This is a genomic window from Agathobacter sp., from assembly GCF_977054825.1.
Genome location: NZ_CDRTEH010000004.1, coordinates 121686 through 144297, shown reverse-complemented (window position 1 = coordinate 144297; position 22612 = coordinate 121686). Strand labels below are relative to the sequence as shown.

The following is a 22612-nucleotide window of genomic DNA, read 5'->3' as shown; positions in this document are numbered from 1 at the left end:
TTAAAATCTACAATAATAATTTGCGGGAGTTACAACATGGGAAAACCAGATATCATTTACGAAGACAACGACATAATCGTCTGCTACAAGCCGGCGGGAATTGCTACACAGACCCGGCGTATCGGGCAGCAGGATATGGAGAGCTTCATAAGAAATTACAGGGCGGCTAAAAATGAGCCGCCCTATGTCGGCATAGTACACAGACTCGATCAGCCTGTTGAGGGAGTGATGGTATTTGCCAAGAATCAGAAAGCCGCGGCATCCTTGAGCAGGCAGATAAAGGAGCATACAACCGAGAAATATTATCGTGCGGCAAGCAGAGGTCAGGGTGTGTCAGGAGCAGATAAGGAAGAAGCTAATAAAGAAGATAATCATGATCTGGCATGGCATACTCTCACAGATTATATCTCCTTCGACAAGCTTACCAATACATCTAAAATCACAAGCGAAAAAGACAAGCTGGCAAAAAAAGCAGTGCTTCAGTACAGGATAATATCAAATGAATGCAATAAAACAGAATTTGACATAAAGCTTCTCACCGGAAGGCACCATCAGATACGTTTGCAGCTTGCAAATATTGGCTATCCACTGATAGGAGATACCAAGTATGGGAAGCCTGCCTCAAATAACTCAGGAACGGGAAGCAAATCCGGACGCACCGGTGGCGGTGTGAGGGAGCAGCTTGCACTTTGCTCCTACAAGATTGTTTTTGACCATCCTGCTACAGGGGAGAGAATGACATTTGAACTACCATAGTGCTGTTGGGAATAGGATGAATTAAAAGACCATACATTCAGAAAACAACTGAGTGTATGGTCTTTTTATATGGAGAAAAATACTGTTGACAATACTGTTTATATCATTTATTATAAGTTCATAGGTTAGTTACTTGAGTAATTAACCATATAACCATACCGCAAATATGAGCGAAATCAGCTGCGTAGCAGCGATGCTAAACAGAGTGTAGATAAAGCACGAGTATCGTGCGCTTTTGCGAATGAGTGTGGTGGTTCTGGATAGTTACGAAAATAAAAAGTACAACAAGCATAGCATAGAAAGGAGGCGGAGCATGTGAATGAAATTCTGAATCAGGAAAAATCAATCTATATTCAGATAAGCGAAATGATAGAAAACGACATACTGCGGGATGTGCTTTTGGAGGATGAGCGCGTGCCGAGCACAAACGAGCTTGCAAAGCTGTATGCGATAAATCCGGCTACAGCGGCAAAGGGCATAAATATACTGGTGGATGCAGGAATTTTGTATAAGAAAAGAGGGATTGGAATGTTTGTGAGTGACGGAGCAAAGGAAGTAATAAGGACAAAGCGGAAAGCCCAGTTTTATGAGAATTACGTCAGTGAGATTGTGAATGAGGCAAAGACACTTGGTATTACAAAGGATGAATTAATAGCAGGAATCGAGAAGAATTTTGAAGATTAAAGGAGAATGATATGGGAACAATAAAATGCAATGATTTATGTAAAAATTACAGGCAAAAGAAGGTTTTGGACAATGTAAATCTCACAATAGAGGAGGGAAAGATTTATGGTCTGATAGGACGAAATGGCGCCGGCAAGACAACACTGCTTTCCATCATTTCGGCGCAAAATCCGGCTAGCTCAGGAGATGTTACCCTCGATGGGGAGCAAATCTGGGAAAATGAGAAAGCTCTCTCTGATATATTTTTTTCGAGAGAACTTTCTGCTAATACAATGAGCGGAGCAAACAACTTAAAGGTAAAGGAATATTTGAAATATGCGCAGTGTTTTTTAAAGAATTGGGATAATGATTACGCAAACGAGCTGCTGGCACGCTTTGGTCTGGATAAAAATCAGAGTATAAATAAGCTCTCAAAGGGAATGATGTCAATGGTTACAATAGTTGTGGCACTTGCGAGCAAGGCAAAATTCACATTTTTGGATGAACCGGCAGCAGGTCTTGATGTGGTGGCACGCAATGATTTTTACAGGCTTTTAATAGAGGAGTATACGCAAAGTGGCAGAACCTTTGTCATTTCTACACATATCATTGATGAAGCATCAGATATTTTCGAGGAGGTAATCATCGTAAATAATCAAAAAATTGCCTTAAAAGAAAACACAGCAGAGCTTTTGGAGCGGGCATACCACATAAGTGGAAATAAGGAAGATGTGGATAAAATGCTTACACAAAACCCTGATATCGAAGTGCTTGATACACAAAACTTAGGACGAAGCAAGGGTATATCAATTCTCACAGCAAAAAACAAATGTTTAACAGCCACGGAGAAATTGTCAGTACAGCCAATGACACTTCAAAACCTGTTTGTTGCCATATGTGAGGAGGGCAGATGATGAAAAACAGCATAATATTCTGGAAAAAGATGACATTAAAAAGTGCATTATCGGCGGTACTCGCTTTAATAGTTTATTTTCTGATTTTTAATTTTTTAATGGACGGAAGAGTTATCAATGATAAGGGGTGTATGGCCAGTATCTGGTTTTTAGCGGTAATACTGGTTGGCTTTGAGATTAATAGGAAAACCAGGGGAATTTCGCTTGCAATTGCTTTTGGGGGCACAAGAAAAAATGCATTTATTGGATATATCATATCGGACATTGCCATGATAGTCATCTTTAGTGGATTTCAGATGCTTATAGCAGCTTATACCGGTGAAAAAAATATTCCGGCTTATATTTTTATTATAATTATATGTGCAGCAACCGGGCAGGCAATCGCCGGGAGTATGAATAAAGATAAATACATGGTTTTATATATAATTGTTTCAATCATTTCCGTTGTGGTGGCTGTTGCATGGATGGTATTTAACTATATAGCTGAAAGTAACAGCTTAAATATTCCGGTAATGATATTCGCAGTCGTATACTATGCATGGATGGCGGCTTGTACAGAAAGAAGCACAAGAAGGCTTGAAGTAAGGGTATAGACAGAGGAGGGCATTATGAGAAAAACAATAAAAAATTTCATGTATATAAAAAGGAAAGAGATAGCGATAATGATGATAGCAGTCGCTATAGCAATAATCGCGGGCATTGTATTGGGCTTCTTTGTATCAATGGGGGACGATGAAACTGTACAGCTTGGAATGATGATGGCGCTGAGTGCATATGTGATTTTTGATATAATATTTGAAGGCTTTACATTTGGACAGCATTTCACTCTTTGTCTGCAGATGGGAGTGACCAGGAAGAATTTTCTTGCATCATATGTTGTCTTTAAAGTTATAAAAAATATGCTTGCACTGTCAATTATTGCAATTCTCGGTGCTGTTGAGCGCGTTGTAAGCAAAAATCTGGTCAGTAAGTTACTAAGAGTCAGATTTGTGGATGCTTACTCACAGGTATTTTCTGGAAGGGCATTAGTGGTGACTATATCGCTGGCGGTTTTATTGGCATTTTTGGCTGTATTTGTGGGCGCTGCACTGCTGCGGTTTGGCAGAATTGCTTTCTGGGTATTATGGACATTTTGGATGATAGTTTTTCTTAAATCATCTGATAATATAAATGAGCCTGCCTTCTTTCATGCGGATATATTGGTGTTTGTAACGGTATGGCTTGCAATTTCTGCTGTGATAGGCATACTGCTGTATCTGATAACCTATCATTGTTTTATAAAGGACCAGAGTGTTAAAGCGTAGATATCATAGAATATGAAGAATATAGCGGCTAATCTAAAGAATTACTTTGGATTAGCCGTTTTTTGAAGTTTAACAATATGACGTAGCTAAAAAACAAAAACTAGAAAATTTTCGTCCACATGACGAAAAACAGTAAAATTTTTAATGTTTATCGAAAAATATTCTATAGTGATTCCCGAAATATTTTTGTATACTAGCCTTACCAACAAAACAAAGGGGGACAAAAATATATGAAGAAAAAATTTGTTGCAATCATGATGGTAGCTGCTATGGCAGCATCAATGGCCGCTTGTGGATCAGATGGGGGTTCTTCTGATACACAGAAAGGGGGAGGCAGCACATCGACATCTGATGTTGCAAACAAGGACAAGCCACTTGTGTGGTACAACCGTCAGCCATCAAACAGCTCAACAGGAGAGCTTGACACAACAGCACTCAACTACAACAAGGATACCTATTATGTAGGTTTCGATGCTAATCAGGGAGCTGAACTTCAGGGAGAAATGGTAAAAGAGTATATCGAGAAGAACATCGATAAGATTGACAGAAATGGGGATGGCGTTATCGGATATGTACTTGCAATCGGTGATATCGGACACAACGATTCAATTGCAAGAACAAGAGGTGTTCGTAAAGCTCTTGGAACAGGCGTAGACAAGGGCGGCGAGATTGACAGTGCACCGGCAGGAACAAACTCAGACGGAAAAGCAGCTGAGGTTCAGGACGGCAAGATTACTGTAAACGGCAAAGACTATGTAGTAAGAGAGCTTGCTTCACAGGAGATGAAGAACTCAGCAGGAGCTACATGGGATGCAGCTACAGCAGGAAATGCAATCGGAACATGGTCATCATCATTTGGTGAGTCAATCGACGTAGTTGTTTCTAACAACGATGGAATGGGAATGTCAATGTTCAATGCATGGTCAAAGGACAACAAGGTTCCTACATTCGGATACGATGCCAACAGCGATGCAGTAGCAGCTATCGCAGAGGGCTATGGCGGAACAATCAGCCAGCATGCTGACGTTCAGGCTTACCTCACACTTCGTGTACTTAGAAACGCACTCGATGGTGTAGATATTGATACAGGTATCGGCACAGAGGATGATGCAGGAAACGTATTAAGCGATGATGTATATGTTTACAAGGCTGATGAGAGATCTTACTACGCATTAAACGTAGCAGTTACAGCAGATAACTACAAGGATTTCACAGATTCTACAGTTGTATGGGCACCTGTTTCAACACAGCTTGATTCAGATAAGCATCCAACAAAGAAGGTATGGCTGAATATCTACAATGCTTCAGATAACTTCTTAAGCTCTACATATCAGCCACTCTTACAGAAGTATGATGATCTCTTAAATCTTGATGTTGAGTACATCGGTGGTGACGGACAGACAGAGTCTAATATCACAAACAGACTTGGAAATCCAAGCCAGTACGATGCATTCGCAATCAACATGGTTAAGACAGATAATGCAGCTTCTTATACAGCTCTTTTAAACCAGTAAAGGTATTTAAAACACTTAGTTGGGGAGGGGGAAATCTCTCCCCAAAATAAAGTGTATACAGACGACAGCAAATATAGAGTTAGGAGCAGGAAGTATGGGCGATAAGAATAATGAAAACATCTTATCGATTCGTGGCATGAGCAAGTCATTTGGACGAAACAGGGTTCTTGACCACATCAATCTTGATGTGAAAAAAGGTACTGTAATGGGTCTCATGGGGGAGAACGGAGCCGGTAAGTCGACAATGATGAAATGTCTTTTTGGTACATACCAGAAGGACGAGGGAACTATATATCTGGACGGAAAAGAGGTAAGCTTTTCAGGTCCGAAGGATGCACTGGAAAATGGTATAGCGATGGTGCATCAGGAGTTGAACCAGTGTCTTGAGAGAAATGTTGTAGACAATCTGTTTCTCGGAAGATATCCGGTCAATTCATTTGGTATGATTGATGAAGGACGCATGAAAAAAGAAGCGTCTGAATTATTCAGAAAGCTGGGAATGACAGTTAATCTCGAGCAGCCGATGAAGAATATGTCAGTATCACAGCGACAGATGTGTGAGATTGCAAAGGCAATATCATACAATTCAAAGGTTATAGTATTGGATGAGCCTACATCATCACTTACGGTACAGGAGGTTGAAAAGCTGTTCCAGATGATGAGGATGCTTCGTGACCAGGGTATTTCACTTATCTATATTTCTCACAAGATGGATGAGATTTTTGAGATATGTGATGAGATTTCGGTTCTTAGAGATGGAAATCTGGTCATGACAAAGAGCACAAAAGAAACAAATATGAATGAACTGATTGCAGCGATGGTTGGACGAGTACTGGAGAACAGATTCCCTCCGGTAGACAACAAACCAAAGGATGTAATCTTGTCAATACAGCATCTTTCGACAAAGTACGAGCCACATCTGCAGGACATCACATTTGATGTGCATGAGGGGGAGATATTTGGACTATACGGACTTGTCGGAGCAGGTCGTACAGAGCTTCTTGAGACGATTTTTGGAATCAGGACAAGAGCTGCGGGACGAGTATATTTTAAGAACCAGCTTATGAATTTCACCTGTGCCAAGGAGGCTATGGATTATGGCTTCGCACTTATCACAGAGGAAAGAAAAGCAAATGGACTTTTCCTTAAGGGAAACCTCACCTTTAACACGACAATCGCAAATCTCGATTCCTATAAGAATGGACCGGCACTTTCAGACAGTAAGATGACAAAGGCCACCTCTGATGAGATAAAGATTATGCACACAAAGTGTATGGGACCGGAGGATATGATTTCGGCTCTGTCAGGAGGAAACCAGCAGAAGGTTATCTTTGGTAAATGGCTTGAAAGAGGACCACAGGTATTCATGATGGATGAGCCTACAAGAGGTATCGATGTAGGTGCCAAATATGAGATTTACGAGCTGATAATCAATATGGCAAAGCAGGGTAAGACAGTCATTGTAGTTTCATCTGAGATGCCTGAGATCCTTGGTATAACAAATCGTATCGGAGTCATGTCAAACGGACGGCTCTCAGGAATTGTCAATACAAAGGAAACCAATCAGGAAGAACTGCTGAGACTCAGTGCAAAGTACCTATAATAAAGGGAGAAGACGGATATGGCTAATAGTAAGATTTTAACGGCTGAGCAGGAGCGCACTCTGCGCCAGCCTATCGACGAATATGTTGGTGGAATACAAAAAGAAATTGATGAACTCAGAAAAGACGGAACTACAAAGGTTGTAGAGTGTCAGTCAGCAATAGCAGGCATCAAGAGAGATAAGACTCTTTCAAAGGGTGAGAAAGAGTCGGAAATAGCAGCATGTGAGAAAGAGCTTGCAAAGGCAAAGGCTGTTGAGGCAAAGAACAAGGATGAGATTTCTAAGCTCATCGCCAAGGCTGAAAGCTACTTAAAGGAAAACTTTGACTCAAAGTATTACAATGCTGTTAAAGCAAGCTGTGAGGCAGAAAAGGCAGAGGCACTTGCTGCTCATAATGAGAGAATGGCAGAGCTTGATAAAAAGCATAAGGCTGCTCTGGCAAAGACCTCAGACAGAACTGAGATAAAGGAAGAAAATTACGTACACAAGAATCGTATTTCCAATGAGAAGCTTGAGCTTGAGAAAGAGTATCAGAGAATCAAGGACAGAAAGCATGAGGCATACAGCTACAAGTATCATCTGATTGATATGTTACGTCTTTCAAAGTTCACATTTATGGAGACAAGGGCACAAAAATGGGAGAATTACAAGTATACATTCAATAGGAGAAACTTCCTGTTACAGAATGGTCTTTATATTGCGATTATACTTATATTCATAGCGCTTTGTGTCATAACACCGATAAAGAAGGGCACACCTCTTCTGACTTATAACAACATACTGAATATTCTTCAGCAGGCTTCACCGAGAATGTTCTTAGCACTTGGTGTTGCAGGACTTATCCTCTTAACAGGAACGGACCTTTCTGTTGGACGAATGGTTGGTATGGGTATGACAACAGCCACAATCATCATGCATCAGGGTATCAATACAGGTTCTGTATTCGGTCATATATTTGACTTTACAGGAGTACCAACAGGTGCAAGAGTGGTTATCGCATTACTTGCATGTATCGTGCTTTGTACATTCTTCACAAGTATTGCAGGATTTTTTACAGCGAAGTTTAAGATGCATCCGTTTATTTCAACCATGGCCAACATGCTTGTTATCTTCGGTATCGTAACATATGCTACAAAGGGAGTTTCATTCGGTGCTATTGAGCCGGTCATCCCTAACATGATTATTCCAAAGGTAAATGGTTTCCCAACCATCATTATCTGGGCAGTAGCAGCAATCGCAATTGTATGGTTTATCTGGAACAAGACAACATTTGGTAAAAACCTCTACGCAGTAGGAGGAAACCCGGAGGCAGCAGCAGTTTCAGGTATCTCAGTATTTGCAGTAACTCTCGGTGCATTCGTTATGGCTGGTATCCTTTATGGATTTGGCTCATGGCTTGAGTGTGCAAGAATGGTTGGTTCAGGCTCAGCAGCTTATGGACAGGGCTGGGATATGGATGCAATCGCAGCCTGTGTAGTTGGTGGTGTATCATTCACAGGTGGTATCGGTAAGATATCAGGTGTTGTAACCGGTGTATGTATCTTCACAGCACTTACATACTCTCTTACAATCCTTGGTATTGATACAAACCTTCAGTTCGTATTCTCAGGAATTATCATTCTTGTAGCAGTTACACTTGACTGTCTGAAATACGTTCAGAAGAAATAATATCGCAAGAAAATTTCTTTTTCATACTTCCAAAATGATTAGCAGAGATGTCTGGGTGGCATCTCTGCTTTAATTTTGTGGTGTGAACAATTATACTTTTGAAATTACACTTTTGTTTATGTAAAGCTACAAAAGAATATATGATATGATATAATATAGTATAAACAGAGTAACTATTCAGAATAGTTACCCGGTATAGCAGGGAGAAGACATAAAATGTATACATTATTACTGGTTGATGATGAAGAGGATGTAATAGAGGTAATCGAGAGAAAGGTATCCTGGGAGCAGATTGGTTTTCATGTGGTAGGACATGCGGGCAATGGCTTCAAGGCGCTTGAGATGATGGAGGACATGCAGCCGGATGTTGTGATGACTGACATACGTATGCCTTACATGGACGGACTTGAGCTGTGCAGTAACATCAGGCAGAGGTTTCCTGCGACGAAGCTCTTGCTTTTCACAGGCTTCGACGATTTTGAGTATGCAAAGGAGGCTGTGCATCTCGAGATAGAAGAGTATATTTTAAAGCCACTCAATCTGGCTGAAATCACGGAGGTATTCAAAAAGCTTAAGACAAAGCTGGATGATGAGCTGAATGAGAAGAAAAACACAGACATATTGAAGCAGTATTATGCAGCATCGCTGCCTGTTTTGCAGTCAAATTTTTACACGACACTTATCGAGGGGCGCATACCGGAAAATGAGCTGGGCAGGTACATGCGTGACTATAAGATTGTGATTGAGGGACCATATTACTGCTGTATTATCATACATACCTCCGCAAGTCAGATGCCGCAGGGCATGGATATCAGACTGCTTGCAGTGTCAGTAGAGAGACAGGCACAGGCTGATTTAAAGGAGCGCTGGAATGGCAGGATTTTTAACTATCTCGGTGATACGGTCATGATAGCCCAGCTTATGCAGCAGGAGGATATTTCTGAGCTGACAGATGAGTGTGACAGATTCTGCAAATATGTAAATCATGTAATGGGGGCAAAGGTCACGGTCGGAATCGGACAGGTGTGCGAAAATGTACAGGAGCTGGTGAACTCTTATCAGAGTGCGAGGGAGGCAGTATCCTACAGGGTGCTTTATGGCAGCAACAGGGCAATAAACATGACAGAGGTTGAGCCACAGCGACGTATATCAAAGGATGGCGATGAGGGAAATGAGCTGTCATATTTATTTAAAATGATTTGTATCGGCAAGATAGAGGATGTGGGACAGGCTGTTGAAGCGTATATGCAGCACAATTTTATGTCGCAGCAGTCACTTGAGAACTACCATGTGGCAGTAATGGAGCTGATCAGTGAGCTATATCACTTTATGAGCAATAATGAGCTAAATGCGCAGGAAATATCGGGAAGTGTGGGCAGGCTTTATAATGAGCTCTCCAATTTTGAGCCGGTGGTGCTCAAGCAGTGGCTTTTGGATTTTTCAAGCAGGCTGCACGATGATATGGCTGATGCCAGATACAACTCCAAGAAGTCACTCATAGACAGTGCAAAGGATTATGTGCACAGGAATTACAGAAGTGTGGATCTTGGACTTGACGATACATGTAAGGAATTAGGAGTATCTAACTCGTATTTTTCAAGTCTGTTTAAGAAGGAAACGGGCAGCTCGTTTGTGGAGTATCTGACTGATTACAGAATGGATAAGGCAGCCAGAATGCTTGTAGAGACAGATGACAAGAGCTATGTCATAGCCCAGAATGTAGGCTACGCGGATCCGAACTATTTCAGTTATGTTTTTAAGAGAAAGTATGGGGTTTCCCCATCCAGGTACAGGACAGAGTATGAGAAGAATAAGGTATAAATCAGGCAGTATACAATCCATAATAATGCTCTCATTTTCACTGCTGTCGCTTGCAATCATGTTTGTCACAGTTGGTGTGATGTATGTAAAATTTGCTGATGCATCGCAGGACAGTATCATAGAGAGTAATCATAAGGTGATGGATCAGACAATAGACAGTGTGGAAAAATATCTCGTCAATATGAGGCAGGTTTCGGATGCGGCATATTATGATGTGATAAAGGAAAATGACATTTTAAAGCAGTCTGACAGCATACACGATGGCATGAGCCTGCTCTATGAGTCAAACAAGGAATATCTGCGCAGTATTGCCCTGTACAATCAATATGGAAGCCTTATAGCTGCAGAGCCTGTTGTGTCCCAGAAGGAGGATCCGAATGTGACAAAACAGGACTGGTTCATAGAAGCGATGGAGCGTATGGAGAATATACATTTTTCAACACCTCATGTGCAGAATCTGTTTGACGATGGTTCCATGAGATATCATCTCGTAATATCCTCAAGCCGTGCCGTGGAGCTGACCTCAGGTTCTGAGTCTCAGATGGGTGTGCTGCTTGTAGATATGGATTATTCGAGTGTATCAAGGCTGCTTGAGAGGATAAATACATCGGGAAAAGGACAGTACTACTATCTGTGTGATGCAAATGGCAATATCATTTACCATCCGCACCAGATACAGTTTGATGGAGATGTTTCGGAAAACAGCGCTAATGCGGCAAAGTCACAAAACAGTATATATGATGATTATTTGAATGGCGTGCATCGTAAGATTATGGTAGACACAATCAGCTACACAGGCTGGAAGCTTGTATGTGTGATGCCATACTCCATTTTTACAAACAAGATGGCAGATGTGAAGCAGTTTGTATTTGTTATTATGATCATAATGGCTATGACGCTTGTGTGGATAAACAGAGTGATATCAATACGTATTTCAAAGCCGATTATGAAGCTCGATGATTCTGTGAAAAGGTATGAAAATGGCAATGAAGCAGATATCTATGTGGGAGGCTCATCCGAGATACGGCATCTGGGATACTCTATACGCAGTTCGTATAAGCAGAACAATGAGCTCATGAAAAAAATCGTCTGGGAGCAGAACGAGAGGCGAAAGAGCGAGCTTGATGTGCTTCAAAGCCAGATTAATCCGCACTTTTTGTACAATACGCTTGACTCTATCACATGGATGATAGAGGGAGGCAAAAACGAGGAAGCCTCGTTTATGATTACGCAGCTTGCAAAGCTTTTCCGTATCAGTCTGTCTAAGGGACATACCATAATAACTGTACGCGATGAGCTTTTGCATGCAAAAAGCTACATGAATATACAAAAAGTGCGTTATAAGAATAAATTTGAGGTGAGCTTTGAGGTTGACGAGGAAATCATGGATTATTGCGCGGTGAAGCTGGTGCTTCAGCCGATTTTGGAAAATGCACTTAATTACGGAATCAGAGAGCTGGATGATTTCGGAGAGATAGTGGTCTCAGGCCAAAAAGAGGGAGAGGATATCATCATGACGGTATCCGACAACGGAATGGGCATTCCTGAGGATGAAATCCCGCTTTTACTGACAAATACAGACAGGGTTCACAAGAAGGGCTCGGGAGTGGGACTTGTAAATGTGAATAACAGGATAAAGATACTGTTTGGAGAGCGCTATGGCCTGCATATAGAAAGTGAGCTTGATGAGGGAACTGTTGTGACAATCAAAATCCCGGCAATTGTCTATTCAGAGGAAAACAGGCTTAAATTTGAGGAGCATCATATAGTATGATGCAGGTACGATTGCCTTGCTGCATGGGAGGTGTGAGAGTAACAGTGAAAAATAAATGGACAAATATGAGCAAGAATAAGAGAACCTTCATCATAACAGAGCTGCTGCTTGGAGTACTGCTTGTGATAGTGATAGGCTTTATCGCGTACAATAAGCTCAATCAGAAACCGGAGCGCATTGCGGTGGTGATGGCTGATGTGGATGAAAGCCACAGCGCAGCATTTAAATATGGCATGAAAATGGCGGCCTCTGAGTATGGTGTGGATGTAGTCATGATAAGCAAGGAAAATATGAACAATATGTCAGATGAAATTGACGTCATAAAGCAGGAGATAAACAAAAAGGCTGATGCAGTCATTTTCAAGCCAACTGCAGAAAAAGAAGCAGATGAAAAAAGCCTTAATACCCTTATCCGGATAAATAAAAAGACACCGATAATGGTAGTCGGAGAACAGGCGGGAAGCGATAGCTTTAAGCCGATTAATACAGTGGAGCTTGACCAGTACAGCATGGGTGCAGACCTGGCAAAAAAGCTTCTTGCTGACAACAACGGAACACTTTCAGGTAAAAAAATAGGAATCTATTGTGAAAGCACTGAATCCGATGCCTGTAAGAAGCGAATCAATGGCATAAAGGATACTCTCGCGGAAAGTGGCTGTGATGTGATGTGGATTGTATCAGGCGTTTCGGACACCGGAGAGAAAATCAATCTGCAGTCACAGAGAAAGGTTGACATAGTCCTTGCGATAGATGATGCAAGTGTGGTTGAGGCTGCAAAGGAAGCTTCTGATAATAATCTGCAGGGTGCACTGGTATATGGAATAGGAAACTCAACAGAGGCCATATATTATCTCGATTCGGGCTGGACAGAGGCGCTTATCACACCTGATGAATTTGCTGCCGGATACAAAAGCGTTGTAGGGCTGGTAGATATGCTTCGTGGCAGGAGGTACTCGGTAGAGGAAAAACAGATATCATATCAGCTTCTTACCGGAAAGAATCTGTTTGATGAAGAGAACAAGAAGCTTTTGTATGCAATAAGCCAGTAGTGGGGGATACAATAAATGAGAAGCAGAATAAGAAATACGGCGATAATGCTGTGCTTTGCACTGGTATTATCGGTTGCCTCTTGCAGCAATACAAGGGTTGACGAAAAAAAACAGATATATATAGGCGTGACATGTTATGACCAGAAGGATACATTTATCGGTGAGCTGATGGAGGCATTCAAAAAAGAATGTGCAAGGCTTGATACAGATCAATACGATATCAGCATGACAATCATGGATGCGGCAGGCTCACAGCGTGCACAGGATGACCAGGTGCAGGAGATGATAGAGGACGGCTGCAATGTGCTCTGTATTAATCTGGCAGACAGAACAGATTTGTCGCATATTATAAATGCTGCAATGGAGAATGATATCCCGATTATTTTCTTTAACAGGGAGCCGGTTGATGAGGATTTAAAGCGCTGGGATAAGCTGTACTATGTCGGGGCAAAGGCAAAGCAGTCAGGTCAGATGCAGGGGGAGCTCATTGCCGATTATATAAAGAATAATCCGGGTGTGGATAAAAACGGTGATGGCAGGATACAGTACGTCATCCTGGAGGGAGAGATGGGCCATCAGGATGCCATCGTCAGGACAGAGAGTGTGACAGAGAGCATGAAGAATAACGGTCTTCAGATAGAAAAGCTGAGCTGTCAGATAGCAAACTGGAATCGTGCCCAGGCGCAGAACCGTATGACACAGCTTATAGGTCAGTACAAAAACAGCATAGAGTTAGTTATAGCAAATAACGATGCAATGGCTTTGGGAGCGATAGACGCATATGAGAAGCTTGGAGTGACAGAGTCGAATGTACCTGTATTTTTCGGAGTAGACGGCACCGACGAGGGGCTTGAAGCAGTGCAGCAGTCTAAGCTTACGGCAACAGTCTACAATGACAAGGAGGGACAGGCAAGGGCTATGGCTCAGCTTGCCTATCTGGCAGCCACCGGTGGCAGCATGAAAAATATAAGGTTTGAGGACAAAAAGTATGTTTATCTGCCATATGAGAAGGTGACTCCTGATAATGTAGATGAATTTGTAAGTGATGAGCAGTGAGCTTATTTATGCTCATTCCTCCACTCTCTCGGAGCCACTCCATAGACATTTTTAAAAGCGCGTGAGAAATGAAGCTGATTTTCGTATCCGACAGCAGAGCCAACATCTGCGATGGATAAGGAGGTCAGCTTCAAAAGCTCTGTGGCCTTTATCATACGGTAATTCATGAGAAATTCCTGCGGTGAATGTCCGACGGAATTTTTAAAAATCTTGCCAAGATAGCTTCGGTTTATGCCGCAGACTGTGGCAATATCTTCGATTGATATATCATTCTGAAAATTCTGCTCGATATAATTCATCGCTTCTTTTATATAATAATCACTCATCTTTCCACTTGGAACGAGCTTTGATGATTTGGCTGACTGCATCAGATAATCCAGAAAAAGATACATATGCCCAATCAGGTGATACGGTGATTCTGATGGGTGCCTTGTGATGTAGAGCATTTCCTCAACAAGCTTTTCGCGGATATCCTTTGAATGTGTGTGATAGACAGGATTATTTTGGGTAAGATCTGTTGTGGTGAGAGCCTCCTTGACGCGCAGACCGTCAAACTCAATCCATATGTATTCCCACGGAAGCTTGTCATCCGCGATATAGGTATTTATCTGGCCGGGAAAAATCATAAAGCCCTGCCCGCTTTTTATGTTGTAGGTCTGTGTGATGCCCTTTGCATTATCGGCCATCAGAGTGCCGGTGCCGGACAGTACATAGTGGAATAGATAGTGGTTTCTTGTGGCAGGACCAAATGAGTGTCCCGGTTCGCACTGCTCGTGGCCAAACTGGTACATACACAAATCTATGAAATTTACATTTGGAAAAATATTGAAGGATAGCTTGTCCATGTGAGTCACTCCTTATTGATTAATACTATAAATATACCCTTATGCGACATTATATGCAATTATAGCACATTTTCTAGCATATTGGTATAAAAATACAAAAATAAGGGTATTTATTGTATGCATAATGGTATGTTATAATCTGTTTATCAGGAAAAAGAGCAAATAAAACAGAAAAGGAGTGAAAAAATATGGCAAAAAGAAAGATTTGTCAGGCTATGGCGGTTGTGCTGGCACTCGGAATGTGCACGACAGGACTGACCGGATGTGGAAATGAAAAGCGGGCGGACGGAAAAACTGAGATTGAGGTGGTTTCATATAAGCCGGAGGCTGTTAAGGCTTTTGAGAAGATTGAGAAGCAATTTAATGAGACTCACGATGATATTCACCTGACTATCTCATCTCCGAATGAGGCTATGACTATTTTAAAGACACGCTTCATCCGTGAGGATTATCCGGACATCATCGCAATCGGTGGAGATATCAATTATTCAAATTTCCTGGATGCGGATTTGTTTGAGGATATCTCGGACCTGGATGCAGCGGACACTGTAAAAGAGGCATATCTGGATATGGACAAGGAGCTTGAGTTCATTCCAAAGGACGGCACCTATGCACTTCCTTACGTGGCAAATGCAGCAGGAGTGCTTTACAACAAGGATATGTTTGCGGAGAATGGCTGGAAGGTGCCTACAACCTGGAGCGAGTTTACAGCACTGTGTGATGAGATAAAGGAAAGCGGAACACTTCCTTTGTATCTGGGCTTTAAGGATACATGGACCTGTCTGGCACCGTGGAATGCCCTTGCAGTAGGTCTTTGTGATTCAGACACCTGCAATCAGGTAAATATGGGAAATACGACATTTGAGGAGGCATATTCTCCGGTTGCCGACAAGGTACGCACACTGCTTGATTATGCAGAGGACAATCCATATGCTTACAGCTACAATGACGCATGTACAGCCTTTGCCAGAGGTGAATCTGCCATGTACACGATAGGAAGCTACGCTATTCCTCAGATTAAGTCGGTTAATCCTGATATGAATATCGGCTCATTTACTTTCCCGGCAAATGATAATGAGGCTGATAATGTGTTAAATTCAGGAATAGATTTACAGTTTTCAGTGATGAAGGCCTGCAAAAATAAGGAAGCTGCATACGAGGTGCTTGAATATCTCTACAGCGATGAGACAATTCAGACATATCTGGATGACCAGGGCGGAATTGCCTGCAAGGAGGGAGATTTCGCAATACCTGATACACTGGAGGATATGCAGGAGTATATAAAGGACAACCGTATGTCAGATTATCAGGATCACCATTATCCAAGCGAGATGAGCGTGGATGCCATGATTCAGACATATCTGCTTGACACAGGTGACAATGCAAAGGAGAAGTTCTTAAAGAAATTTGATTCAGACTGGAAGCGTTACAACAGAGATCTGATTCGTGAAGTACAGGATTACCAGAAGGAACAGGAGGATGCAAAATGAAAAAGAAAATGTCAAATAGGGACAAGACATTCTGGGCAGTTGTGATACCTGTTGTGGTTTTATTTTTCGCATTCAACACACTGCCGATGATAAAGGGTGTGATTTACAGCTTTACAAACTACAAGGGCTATGGCTCTTATGATTATGTCGGACTTAGAAACTATGCAGACCTTTTTACTGACGCCAGAGTTGGAAAGAGCTATCTGTTTACCTTTAAATATGCGATTGCAGGAACCGTACTTGTAAATGTATTAAGCCTTGTGATGGCAGTTGCACTAAACAGCAATATCCGCGGCAAGAGTGCATTGAGAGGTATTTATTTCGTACCGAACATCCTTGGCGGACTGGTTATTGGTTACATTTTCAGCTTTATTTTTACATATATTCTGCCGGCAGTAGGAAATACCTTTAATATCGGTTTCATACAAAACAGTATTCTGGCAAGTGAAAAATATGCATGGATCGGTGTGCTGATTGTCGGTGTATGGCAGGCGGTTGCCATGAATACCATCATTTACATATCAGGTCTGCAGACGGTGCCTGAGGATGTTTACGAAGCCAGCATGCTCGACGGAGCAGGCAAATGGAAGCAGTTCTGGAAGGTTACATTTCCACTCGTTATGCCGTTTGTCACAATCAATCTGGTGCTCAGCACAAAGAACTTCCTCATGGTATTTGACCAGATTATGTCATTGACAAAGGGAGGCCCGGCGCAGAGCACAGAGTCAATCTCATACCTGATTTACAGAAATGGTATGGATGGAGGACAGTTTGGCTTCCAGAGTGCAAACGCAGTAATTTTCTTTGTTGTAATTGTGGCTATTTCACTATTCCAGATGGGCGTTATGAATAAGAAGGAGGAACAGTTATAATGAAAAAACAAAAAACAAACTGGGTACTTACCATCGTTTTAATATTGGGAACCTTAACCGTATTTTTCCCACTGTATATGGCTGTTATCATTGCCTTCAAGAAACCGAGTGAGATGACAAATGATGTCGCAGGAGCTCTTTCCTTCCCTTCAAAGTGGAGCTTTTCAAACTTCACAGAGGCTATGAAGGTTACAGATTTCTGGCATTCTCTCGGAAACAGCTTGCTTATCACTATTGTGACCATTGTTCTCGCAATCCTTATCCATTCGATTGCAGGATATGTTATCGGACGAGGCATGGCAAGGAAAAAGAGCTTCCGTTTCATATATCTTTATATTGTAAGCGGTATGTTTGTGCCATTCTCAATTCTCATGATGCCTCTTGTAAAGCAGACTGCGCAGATGGGACTTGGAAACAGGGCAGGAGTTATCATTTTATACCTTGTGTTTTACATGCCGATGAATGTTTTATTATATAGTGGATACTTGAAAAATATCCCTATGGCACTTGAGGAGGCTGCAGACATCGATGGCGCAAGCACATGGACAACATACTGGAGAGTTGTATTTCCTATGATGAAGCCTATGCATGCGACAGTAGCCATCCTGACAGCACTCGGTACCTGGAATGATGTCATGACACCGCTTGTCATCATGTCAGGAACAGGACAGAATACACTGCCGTTAGCACAGCTCAATTTCCAGACACAGTTTGGAACCAACTACAATCTGGCATTTGCATCATATATTCTGGCTTTGATACCGATACTTATATTCTACATAATCTGCCAGAAGCAGATATTAAACGGTGTTGCAAACGGTGCAGTCAAGGGATAATTTTTAAACACTATTTTAACAATAATATGGGGTGATTTTATGGCAATTATATTTAATCCAAACAAGAAAATTTTTACTTTACAGACAGCTCACACCACATATCAGATGCAGATAGACAGACTTGGCTATCTGCTGCATCTGTACTACGGAGCAAAAAGCGCAGGCGATATGGACTATATGCTGACATATGCTGACAGAGGCTTTTCAGGTAATCCTTACGCAGCAGGCATGAACCGTACATATTCGCTTGATTCGCTGCCACAGGAGTATCCGACTCTTGGCACAGGCGATTTCAGAAATATTGCGCTTGATATCAAAAATGAACAGGGTACTGAGAGTGTTGAGCTTCTTTATAAGAGTCATGAAATCAGAGACGGAAAGTACGCTCTAAAGGGGCTTCCGGCAGTGTGGGCATCTGATGACGAAGCGCAGACTCTTGAAATAGTTCTTGGCGATGATATCGCAGGCATTGAGGTGCATCTGCTCTATGGTGTGCTTGAGGCTTGTGATGTCATCACAAGAAGTGTGCTCATTAAAAATACAGGCAGTGGAAATATTACAATTGAAAAGGCTCACGCTGCATGTCTTGATATGGTTTACGGAGACTATGATGTGCTCAGATTCTATGGAAAGCATGCCATGGAGCGCAATCTTGAGCGCACACACTTAGGACACGGCACAATTTCATTCGGAAGCCGCAGGGGAACCTCGAGCCACCAGTACAATCCGGCAGTTATTCTCGCACAGCGCGATACTACAGAAAATGCAGGAGAATGCTATGGTATGCTCTTTGTATACAGTGGCAACTTCTTATGTGAGGCAGAGAAGGATCAGATTAACCAGACACGCCTTTTAATGGGACTTTCTGATGAGCTGTTTTCATATCCGCTTGAGGCAGGAGAAACCTTTACTGTGCCTGAGGTTATTATGTCATACTCGGCAGAAGGCTTCTCACAGCTTTCTCATCAGTACCACACCTGCATCAGTGAGCATGTGTGCAGGAGCAGCTTTGCACATGAGGTAAGACCGGTGCTCATCAATAGCTGGGAGGCTGCATACTTTGACTTTACAGGTGATACGATAGTAGACCTCGCAAAGGAGGCCGCATCACTGGGCATAGATATGGTGGTCATGGATGACGGCTGGTTTGGAAAGAGAGATGATGATAATTCATCACTCGGTGACTGGTTTGTGAATGAGAAAAAGCTTGGCGGAACTCTCTCTGAGCTAATTGACAGAGTGCACGCACAGGGTGTGAAATTCGGTATATGGATTGAGCCTGAGATGGTAAATGAGGACAGTAATCTGTACAGAGAGCATCCTGACTGGGCTATCCGGATTCAGGGAAAGCTTCCTGTGCGCTCAAGAAATCAGCTTCTTTTAGACTTCTCGAGAAAAGAAGTGAGAGACAATATTTTTGATCAGATCTGTGCAGTGTTTGACCAGGGAAAGATCGACTATGTGAAGTGGGATATGAACAGAAGCATGGCTGATGTATATGCAGGAAATCTTGCATACGACTATGTGCTTGGAGTGTATGACTTTATGGAGCGTCTGGTGACGAGATATCCGGATATACTTCTTGAGGGCTGCAGTGGCGGCGGTGGACGATTTGATGCAGGCATGCTCTACTACAGTCCACAGATATGGTGCAGTGACAATACAGATGCCATAAACCGTACAAGAATACAGTATGGCACATCATTCTTCTATCCGGTATCATCCATGGGAGCGCACGTATCGGCAGTGCCAAATCATCAGACCGGCAGAGTGACAAGCCTTAAAACAAGGGGCATCACAGCCATGGCAGGAACCTTTGGCTATGAGCTGAATCCGGCTCTTCTGTCAGATGAGGAAAAGGAAGAAATCAGAGAGCAGATAAAGACCTTTAAGAAGTATGAGATGCTCATAAATGAGGGCACCTACTGGCGCCTTACAAGCCCGTTTGAGGATGAGGTGGCAGCATGGATGTCTGTCTCAAAGGCAAAGGACAGGGCGCTTGTGAGCGTGGTTCGTCTGTATGCGGAGGCAAACGCGGCTGCATGCTATGTGAAGCTTAAGGGCTTGGAGCCTGCTGCAGTATATATTGAGGAAAATACAGGCATGCAGTATACGGGGGCAGCACTGATGAATGCAGGAATACCGCTTCCGTTTGCCACAAAGGAGTATGAGGCATACCAGTTTTCATTTATCAGGCTTGATGAGGCAAGGAAGCTGTATGATGAGATAAAGAAGGTGTGCGATACTACAGATAATGCCTCTGATAACCGTCTTGTAATAAGCGTCTACGGCGGTTCAGGCTCAGGAAAGACAACGATTGCAGCAGCTCTGCAGCAGTATTTTCTTAACGATAATACAGCCTGCTATGTGCTGACGGGAGATAATTATCCACATCGTATTCCGATGAGAAATGACGAGGAACGCCTTAATGTGTATAACGAGTCCGGTGAGGAGGGCTTACGTGGATATCTTGGAACACCAAAGGAGATTGACTTTGACAGGATCAACAAGGAGCTTTCAGAGTTTAAGGCAGGAAAAGATATAATTGAGATAAAGCATATGGGCCGCGAGGATGGTGATATCTCATATGACGAAACTGATTTTACAGGAATTAAGGTGCTTATCTTAGAGTGGACCCACGGAGGCAGCGAATACCTTAAGGGCGTTGACATACCTGTATTTCTGGAGAGCTCGCCTGAGGAGACCAAGGCGCGCCGCATTAAGAGAGGACGTGACGAAAATGCCGCAAGCCCTTTCATATGCCGCGTGGTGGAATTGGAGCAGGAAAAGCTTGATTTACAGGGCAAAAATGCGCGTATCGTAGTTGGAAGGGATGGCAAAGTCTATGAACAATAAACCTATGCTTAATGCATATCCTGACAGTCTGGGTGGTAAGCTTTCCGATATCACAGCGCTGCTCAAAAAGAAGGAAATGCAGGATACATTTTCATCATTTTATATTCTGCCAAGCCTCTATCATTCGGATTTGGACCGCGGATTTTCGGTCGTGGACTACAATCTGAATGAGGAGCTTGCGACAACAGAGGATTTATCGCAGTTGAAGGAGCTGGGGATTGACTTAAAGCTTGATTTTATTTTAAACCATGCTTCAGCACAGTCACCACAGTTCAAGGATCTTGTGGAAAAGGGCGATGAGTCGGAGTACCGCGATTTTTTCATAGACTGGAACAAGTTCTGGGAAGGTCATGGAGTCATGACAGATGAGGGCTACATACAGCCTGATGAGTCATGCATAAAGCAGATGTTTTTCAGAAAGCCGGGGCTTCCGATTCTCATGGTTGAGTTTCCGGATGGACGAAGAGTGCCATACTGGAACACATTTTACCAGGAGGTGCATGGCAGAGATTATCTGGGACAGATGGATTTAAATATAAAGTCCGAAAAGGTGTGGGATTTCTATCGTGAAACACTGGAAAAAATAGCATCCTACGGTGCGGCTATCGTGAGACTCGATGCATTTGCCTATGCGCCTAAGGCACCGGGGAAAAAGAATTTCCTGAATGACCCTGAGACCTGGGAATTTCTACAGCAGATTCACGAGCTTGCAGCACCGCTTGGGCTGACTCTGCTGCCTGAAATACATGCGGCATATGAGGAAAAAATATACAAAACCCTTGCAGATAAGGGCTATGCCACATATGATTTCTTTTTACCGGGACTCATAATTGATGCAATTGAGAACAGGAGAGCAGATTATCTGGCAAAATGGGCGCGTGAGATTGTGGAAGATAAAATCTCAACAGTCAACATGCTTGGCTGCCATGACGGCATACCTCTTCTGGATTTAAAGGGTCTGCTTCCGGAGGGCGATATACGCTCGCTTATAGATCTGATTGTATCTCGTGGCGGCATGGTCAAAAATCTTCACGGACAAAAGAATATATATTATCAGGTCAATGCCACATATTACAGTGCGCTTGGTGAGTCTGACAGCAAAATGCTTCTGGCGCGAGCCATTCAGATGTTCATGCCGGGCAAGCCGCAGGTATGGTATCTGGACCTCTTTGCAGGTAAAAATGACCATGAGGCAGTAAGACGCGCAGGCGAATCAGGACACAAGGAAATTAACAGAACAAACCTTAGTGCCTCCGATATCAGGGAGGCACTAAAAAAGGATGTTGTCACAAAGCAGCTTGAGCTGCTTCGCATGAGAAATACGCATAAGGCGTTTGAAAAGGGGGCTGTCATCACAGTAGCAGAAGAAGGACCAAAGCTCTCAATCCGCTATGATAACGATGGAGCGTATGCGCTTCTTACGGTGGATTTTGAAGACATAGCATATGAGATAGAGCTGAGCTGATTACTGTATCTGAAATTATAAAAAACTCACAGTCGAAAAAACGATTGTGAGTTTTTTTATGAGAAAAATCATTTAATTGACTCGTAAAAGTATCAGCTATAAGGTATAATAAACCTATATAAAAGA

Annotated in this window: 18 protein-coding genes; 17 read left to right on the top strand and 1 reads right to left on the bottom strand. The window is 42.6% G+C overall.

Going from position 1 to position 22612, the window contains the following annotated elements:
• Positions 1-36 precede the first annotated feature (36 nt).
• The 12 genes from ACW6PM_RS06080 (at position 37) to ACW6PM_RS06025 (ending at position 14122) form a co-directional block, all read left to right on the top strand.
• Positions 37-756: an RluA family pseudouridine synthase gene (locus ACW6PM_RS06080; RefSeq protein ID WP_456056566.1), complete on the top strand. Its 720-nt coding sequence runs from the start codon at positions 37-39 to the stop codon at positions 754-756.
• Positions 757-1071: 315 nt separating this feature from the next.
• Positions 1072-1440, top strand: coding sequence for a GntR family transcriptional regulator (locus ACW6PM_RS06075; protein WP_456056565.1), 369 nt, complete (start codon positions 1072-1074; stop codon positions 1438-1440).
• An 11-nt stretch (positions 1441-1451) separates the two neighbouring features.
• A complete protein-coding gene (locus ACW6PM_RS06070; RefSeq protein WP_456056564.1) occupies positions 1452-2333 on the top strand; it encodes an ABC transporter ATP-binding protein in 882 nt (293 codons plus the stop codon).
• Positions 2330-2926: a hypothetical protein gene (locus tag ACW6PM_RS06065; protein ID WP_456056563.1), complete on the top strand. Its 597-nt coding sequence runs from the start codon at positions 2330-2332 to the stop codon at positions 2924-2926. The genes ACW6PM_RS06070 and ACW6PM_RS06065 overlap by 4 nt, the downstream gene beginning before the upstream one ends.
• 15 nt (positions 2927-2941) lie before the next feature.
• The gene (locus ACW6PM_RS06060) at positions 2942-3637 is read left to right on the top strand and encodes a hypothetical protein (RefSeq protein WP_456056562.1); all 696 of its coding nucleotides are present in this window, start codon (positions 2942-2944) and stop codon (positions 3635-3637) included.
• Between the two features lie 230 nt (positions 3638-3867).
• On the top strand, positions 3868-5151 hold the full coding sequence (locus ACW6PM_RS06055) for a substrate-binding domain-containing protein (RefSeq protein WP_448754335.1): 1284 nt from the start codon (positions 3868-3870) through the stop codon (positions 5149-5151).
• A gap of 94 nt (positions 5152-5245) precedes the next feature.
• Positions 5246-6754 carry a sugar ABC transporter ATP-binding protein gene (locus ACW6PM_RS06050; protein ID WP_456056561.1) on the top strand — a complete coding sequence of 503 codons (1509 nt, stop codon included), beginning with the start codon at positions 5246-5248 and terminating at the stop codon, positions 6752-6754.
• An 18-nt stretch (positions 6755-6772) separates the two neighbouring features.
• Entirely contained in the window at positions 6773-8422 is a 1650-nt protein-coding gene (locus tag ACW6PM_RS06045; RefSeq protein WP_118372296.1) for an ABC transporter permease subunit, read from the top strand.
• Between the two features lie 216 nt (positions 8423-8638).
• Positions 8639-10243: a response regulator gene (locus ACW6PM_RS06040; protein WP_118392181.1), complete on the top strand. Its 1605-nt coding sequence runs from the start codon at positions 8639-8641 to the stop codon at positions 10241-10243.
• The gene (locus ACW6PM_RS06035; RefSeq protein ID WP_456056560.1) at positions 10224-12017 is read left to right on the top strand and encodes a cache domain-containing sensor histidine kinase; all 1794 of its coding nucleotides are present in this window, start codon (positions 10224-10226) and stop codon (positions 12015-12017) included. Before ACW6PM_RS06040 ends, ACW6PM_RS06035 begins: the two co-directional genes overlap by 20 nt.
• Positions 12014-13066, top strand: coding sequence for a sugar ABC transporter substrate-binding protein (locus ACW6PM_RS06030; protein ID WP_456056559.1), 1053 nt, complete (start codon positions 12014-12016; stop codon positions 13064-13066). The genes ACW6PM_RS06035 and ACW6PM_RS06030 overlap by 4 nt, the downstream gene beginning before the upstream one ends.
• A 15-nt stretch (positions 13067-13081) precedes the next feature.
• A complete protein-coding gene (locus ACW6PM_RS06025; RefSeq protein ID WP_456056558.1) occupies positions 13082-14122 on the top strand; it encodes a galactose ABC transporter substrate-binding protein in 1041 nt (346 codons plus the stop codon).
• Between the two features lie 2 nt (positions 14123-14124).
• Here the strand turns inward: ACW6PM_RS06025 and ACW6PM_RS06020 are convergent, their stop codons facing one another.
• A complete protein-coding gene (locus ACW6PM_RS06020; RefSeq protein ID WP_456056557.1) occupies positions 14125-14967 on the bottom strand; it encodes an AraC family transcriptional regulator in 843 nt (280 codons plus the stop codon).
• 188 nt (positions 14968-15155) lie between these two features.
• Between ACW6PM_RS06020 and ACW6PM_RS06015 the strand changes: the two genes are divergently transcribed.
• Genes ACW6PM_RS06015 through gtfA form a run of 5 tightly spaced genes read left to right on the top strand, consistent with a single transcriptional unit; the run spans position 15156 to position 22486 of the window.
• The gene (locus ACW6PM_RS06015; RefSeq protein ID WP_456056556.1) at positions 15156-16457 is read left to right on the top strand and encodes an ABC transporter substrate-binding protein; all 1302 of its coding nucleotides are present in this window, start codon (positions 15156-15158) and stop codon (positions 16455-16457) included.
• Positions 16454-17329, top strand: a complete 876-nt coding sequence (locus tag ACW6PM_RS06010; RefSeq protein ID WP_308668083.1) for a carbohydrate ABC transporter permease — start codon at positions 16454-16456, stop codon at positions 17327-17329. Before ACW6PM_RS06015 ends, ACW6PM_RS06010 begins: the two co-directional genes overlap by 4 nt.
• Positions 17329-18165: a carbohydrate ABC transporter permease gene (locus ACW6PM_RS06005; RefSeq protein ID WP_456056555.1), complete on the top strand. Its 837-nt coding sequence runs from the start codon at positions 17329-17331 to the stop codon at positions 18163-18165. The genes ACW6PM_RS06010 and ACW6PM_RS06005 overlap by 1 nt, the downstream gene beginning before the upstream one ends.
• A gap of 39 nt (positions 18166-18204) precedes the next feature.
• The gene (locus ACW6PM_RS06000) at positions 18205-21021 is read left to right on the top strand and encodes an alpha-galactosidase (protein ID WP_456056554.1); all 2817 of its coding nucleotides are present in this window, start codon (positions 18205-18207) and stop codon (positions 21019-21021) included.
• Entirely contained in the window at positions 21011-22486 is a 1476-nt protein-coding gene (gene gtfA, locus ACW6PM_RS05995; protein ID WP_456056553.1) for a sucrose phosphorylase, read from the top strand. The genes ACW6PM_RS06000 and gtfA overlap by 11 nt, the downstream gene beginning before the upstream one ends.
• Positions 22487-22612 lie beyond the last annotated feature (126 nt).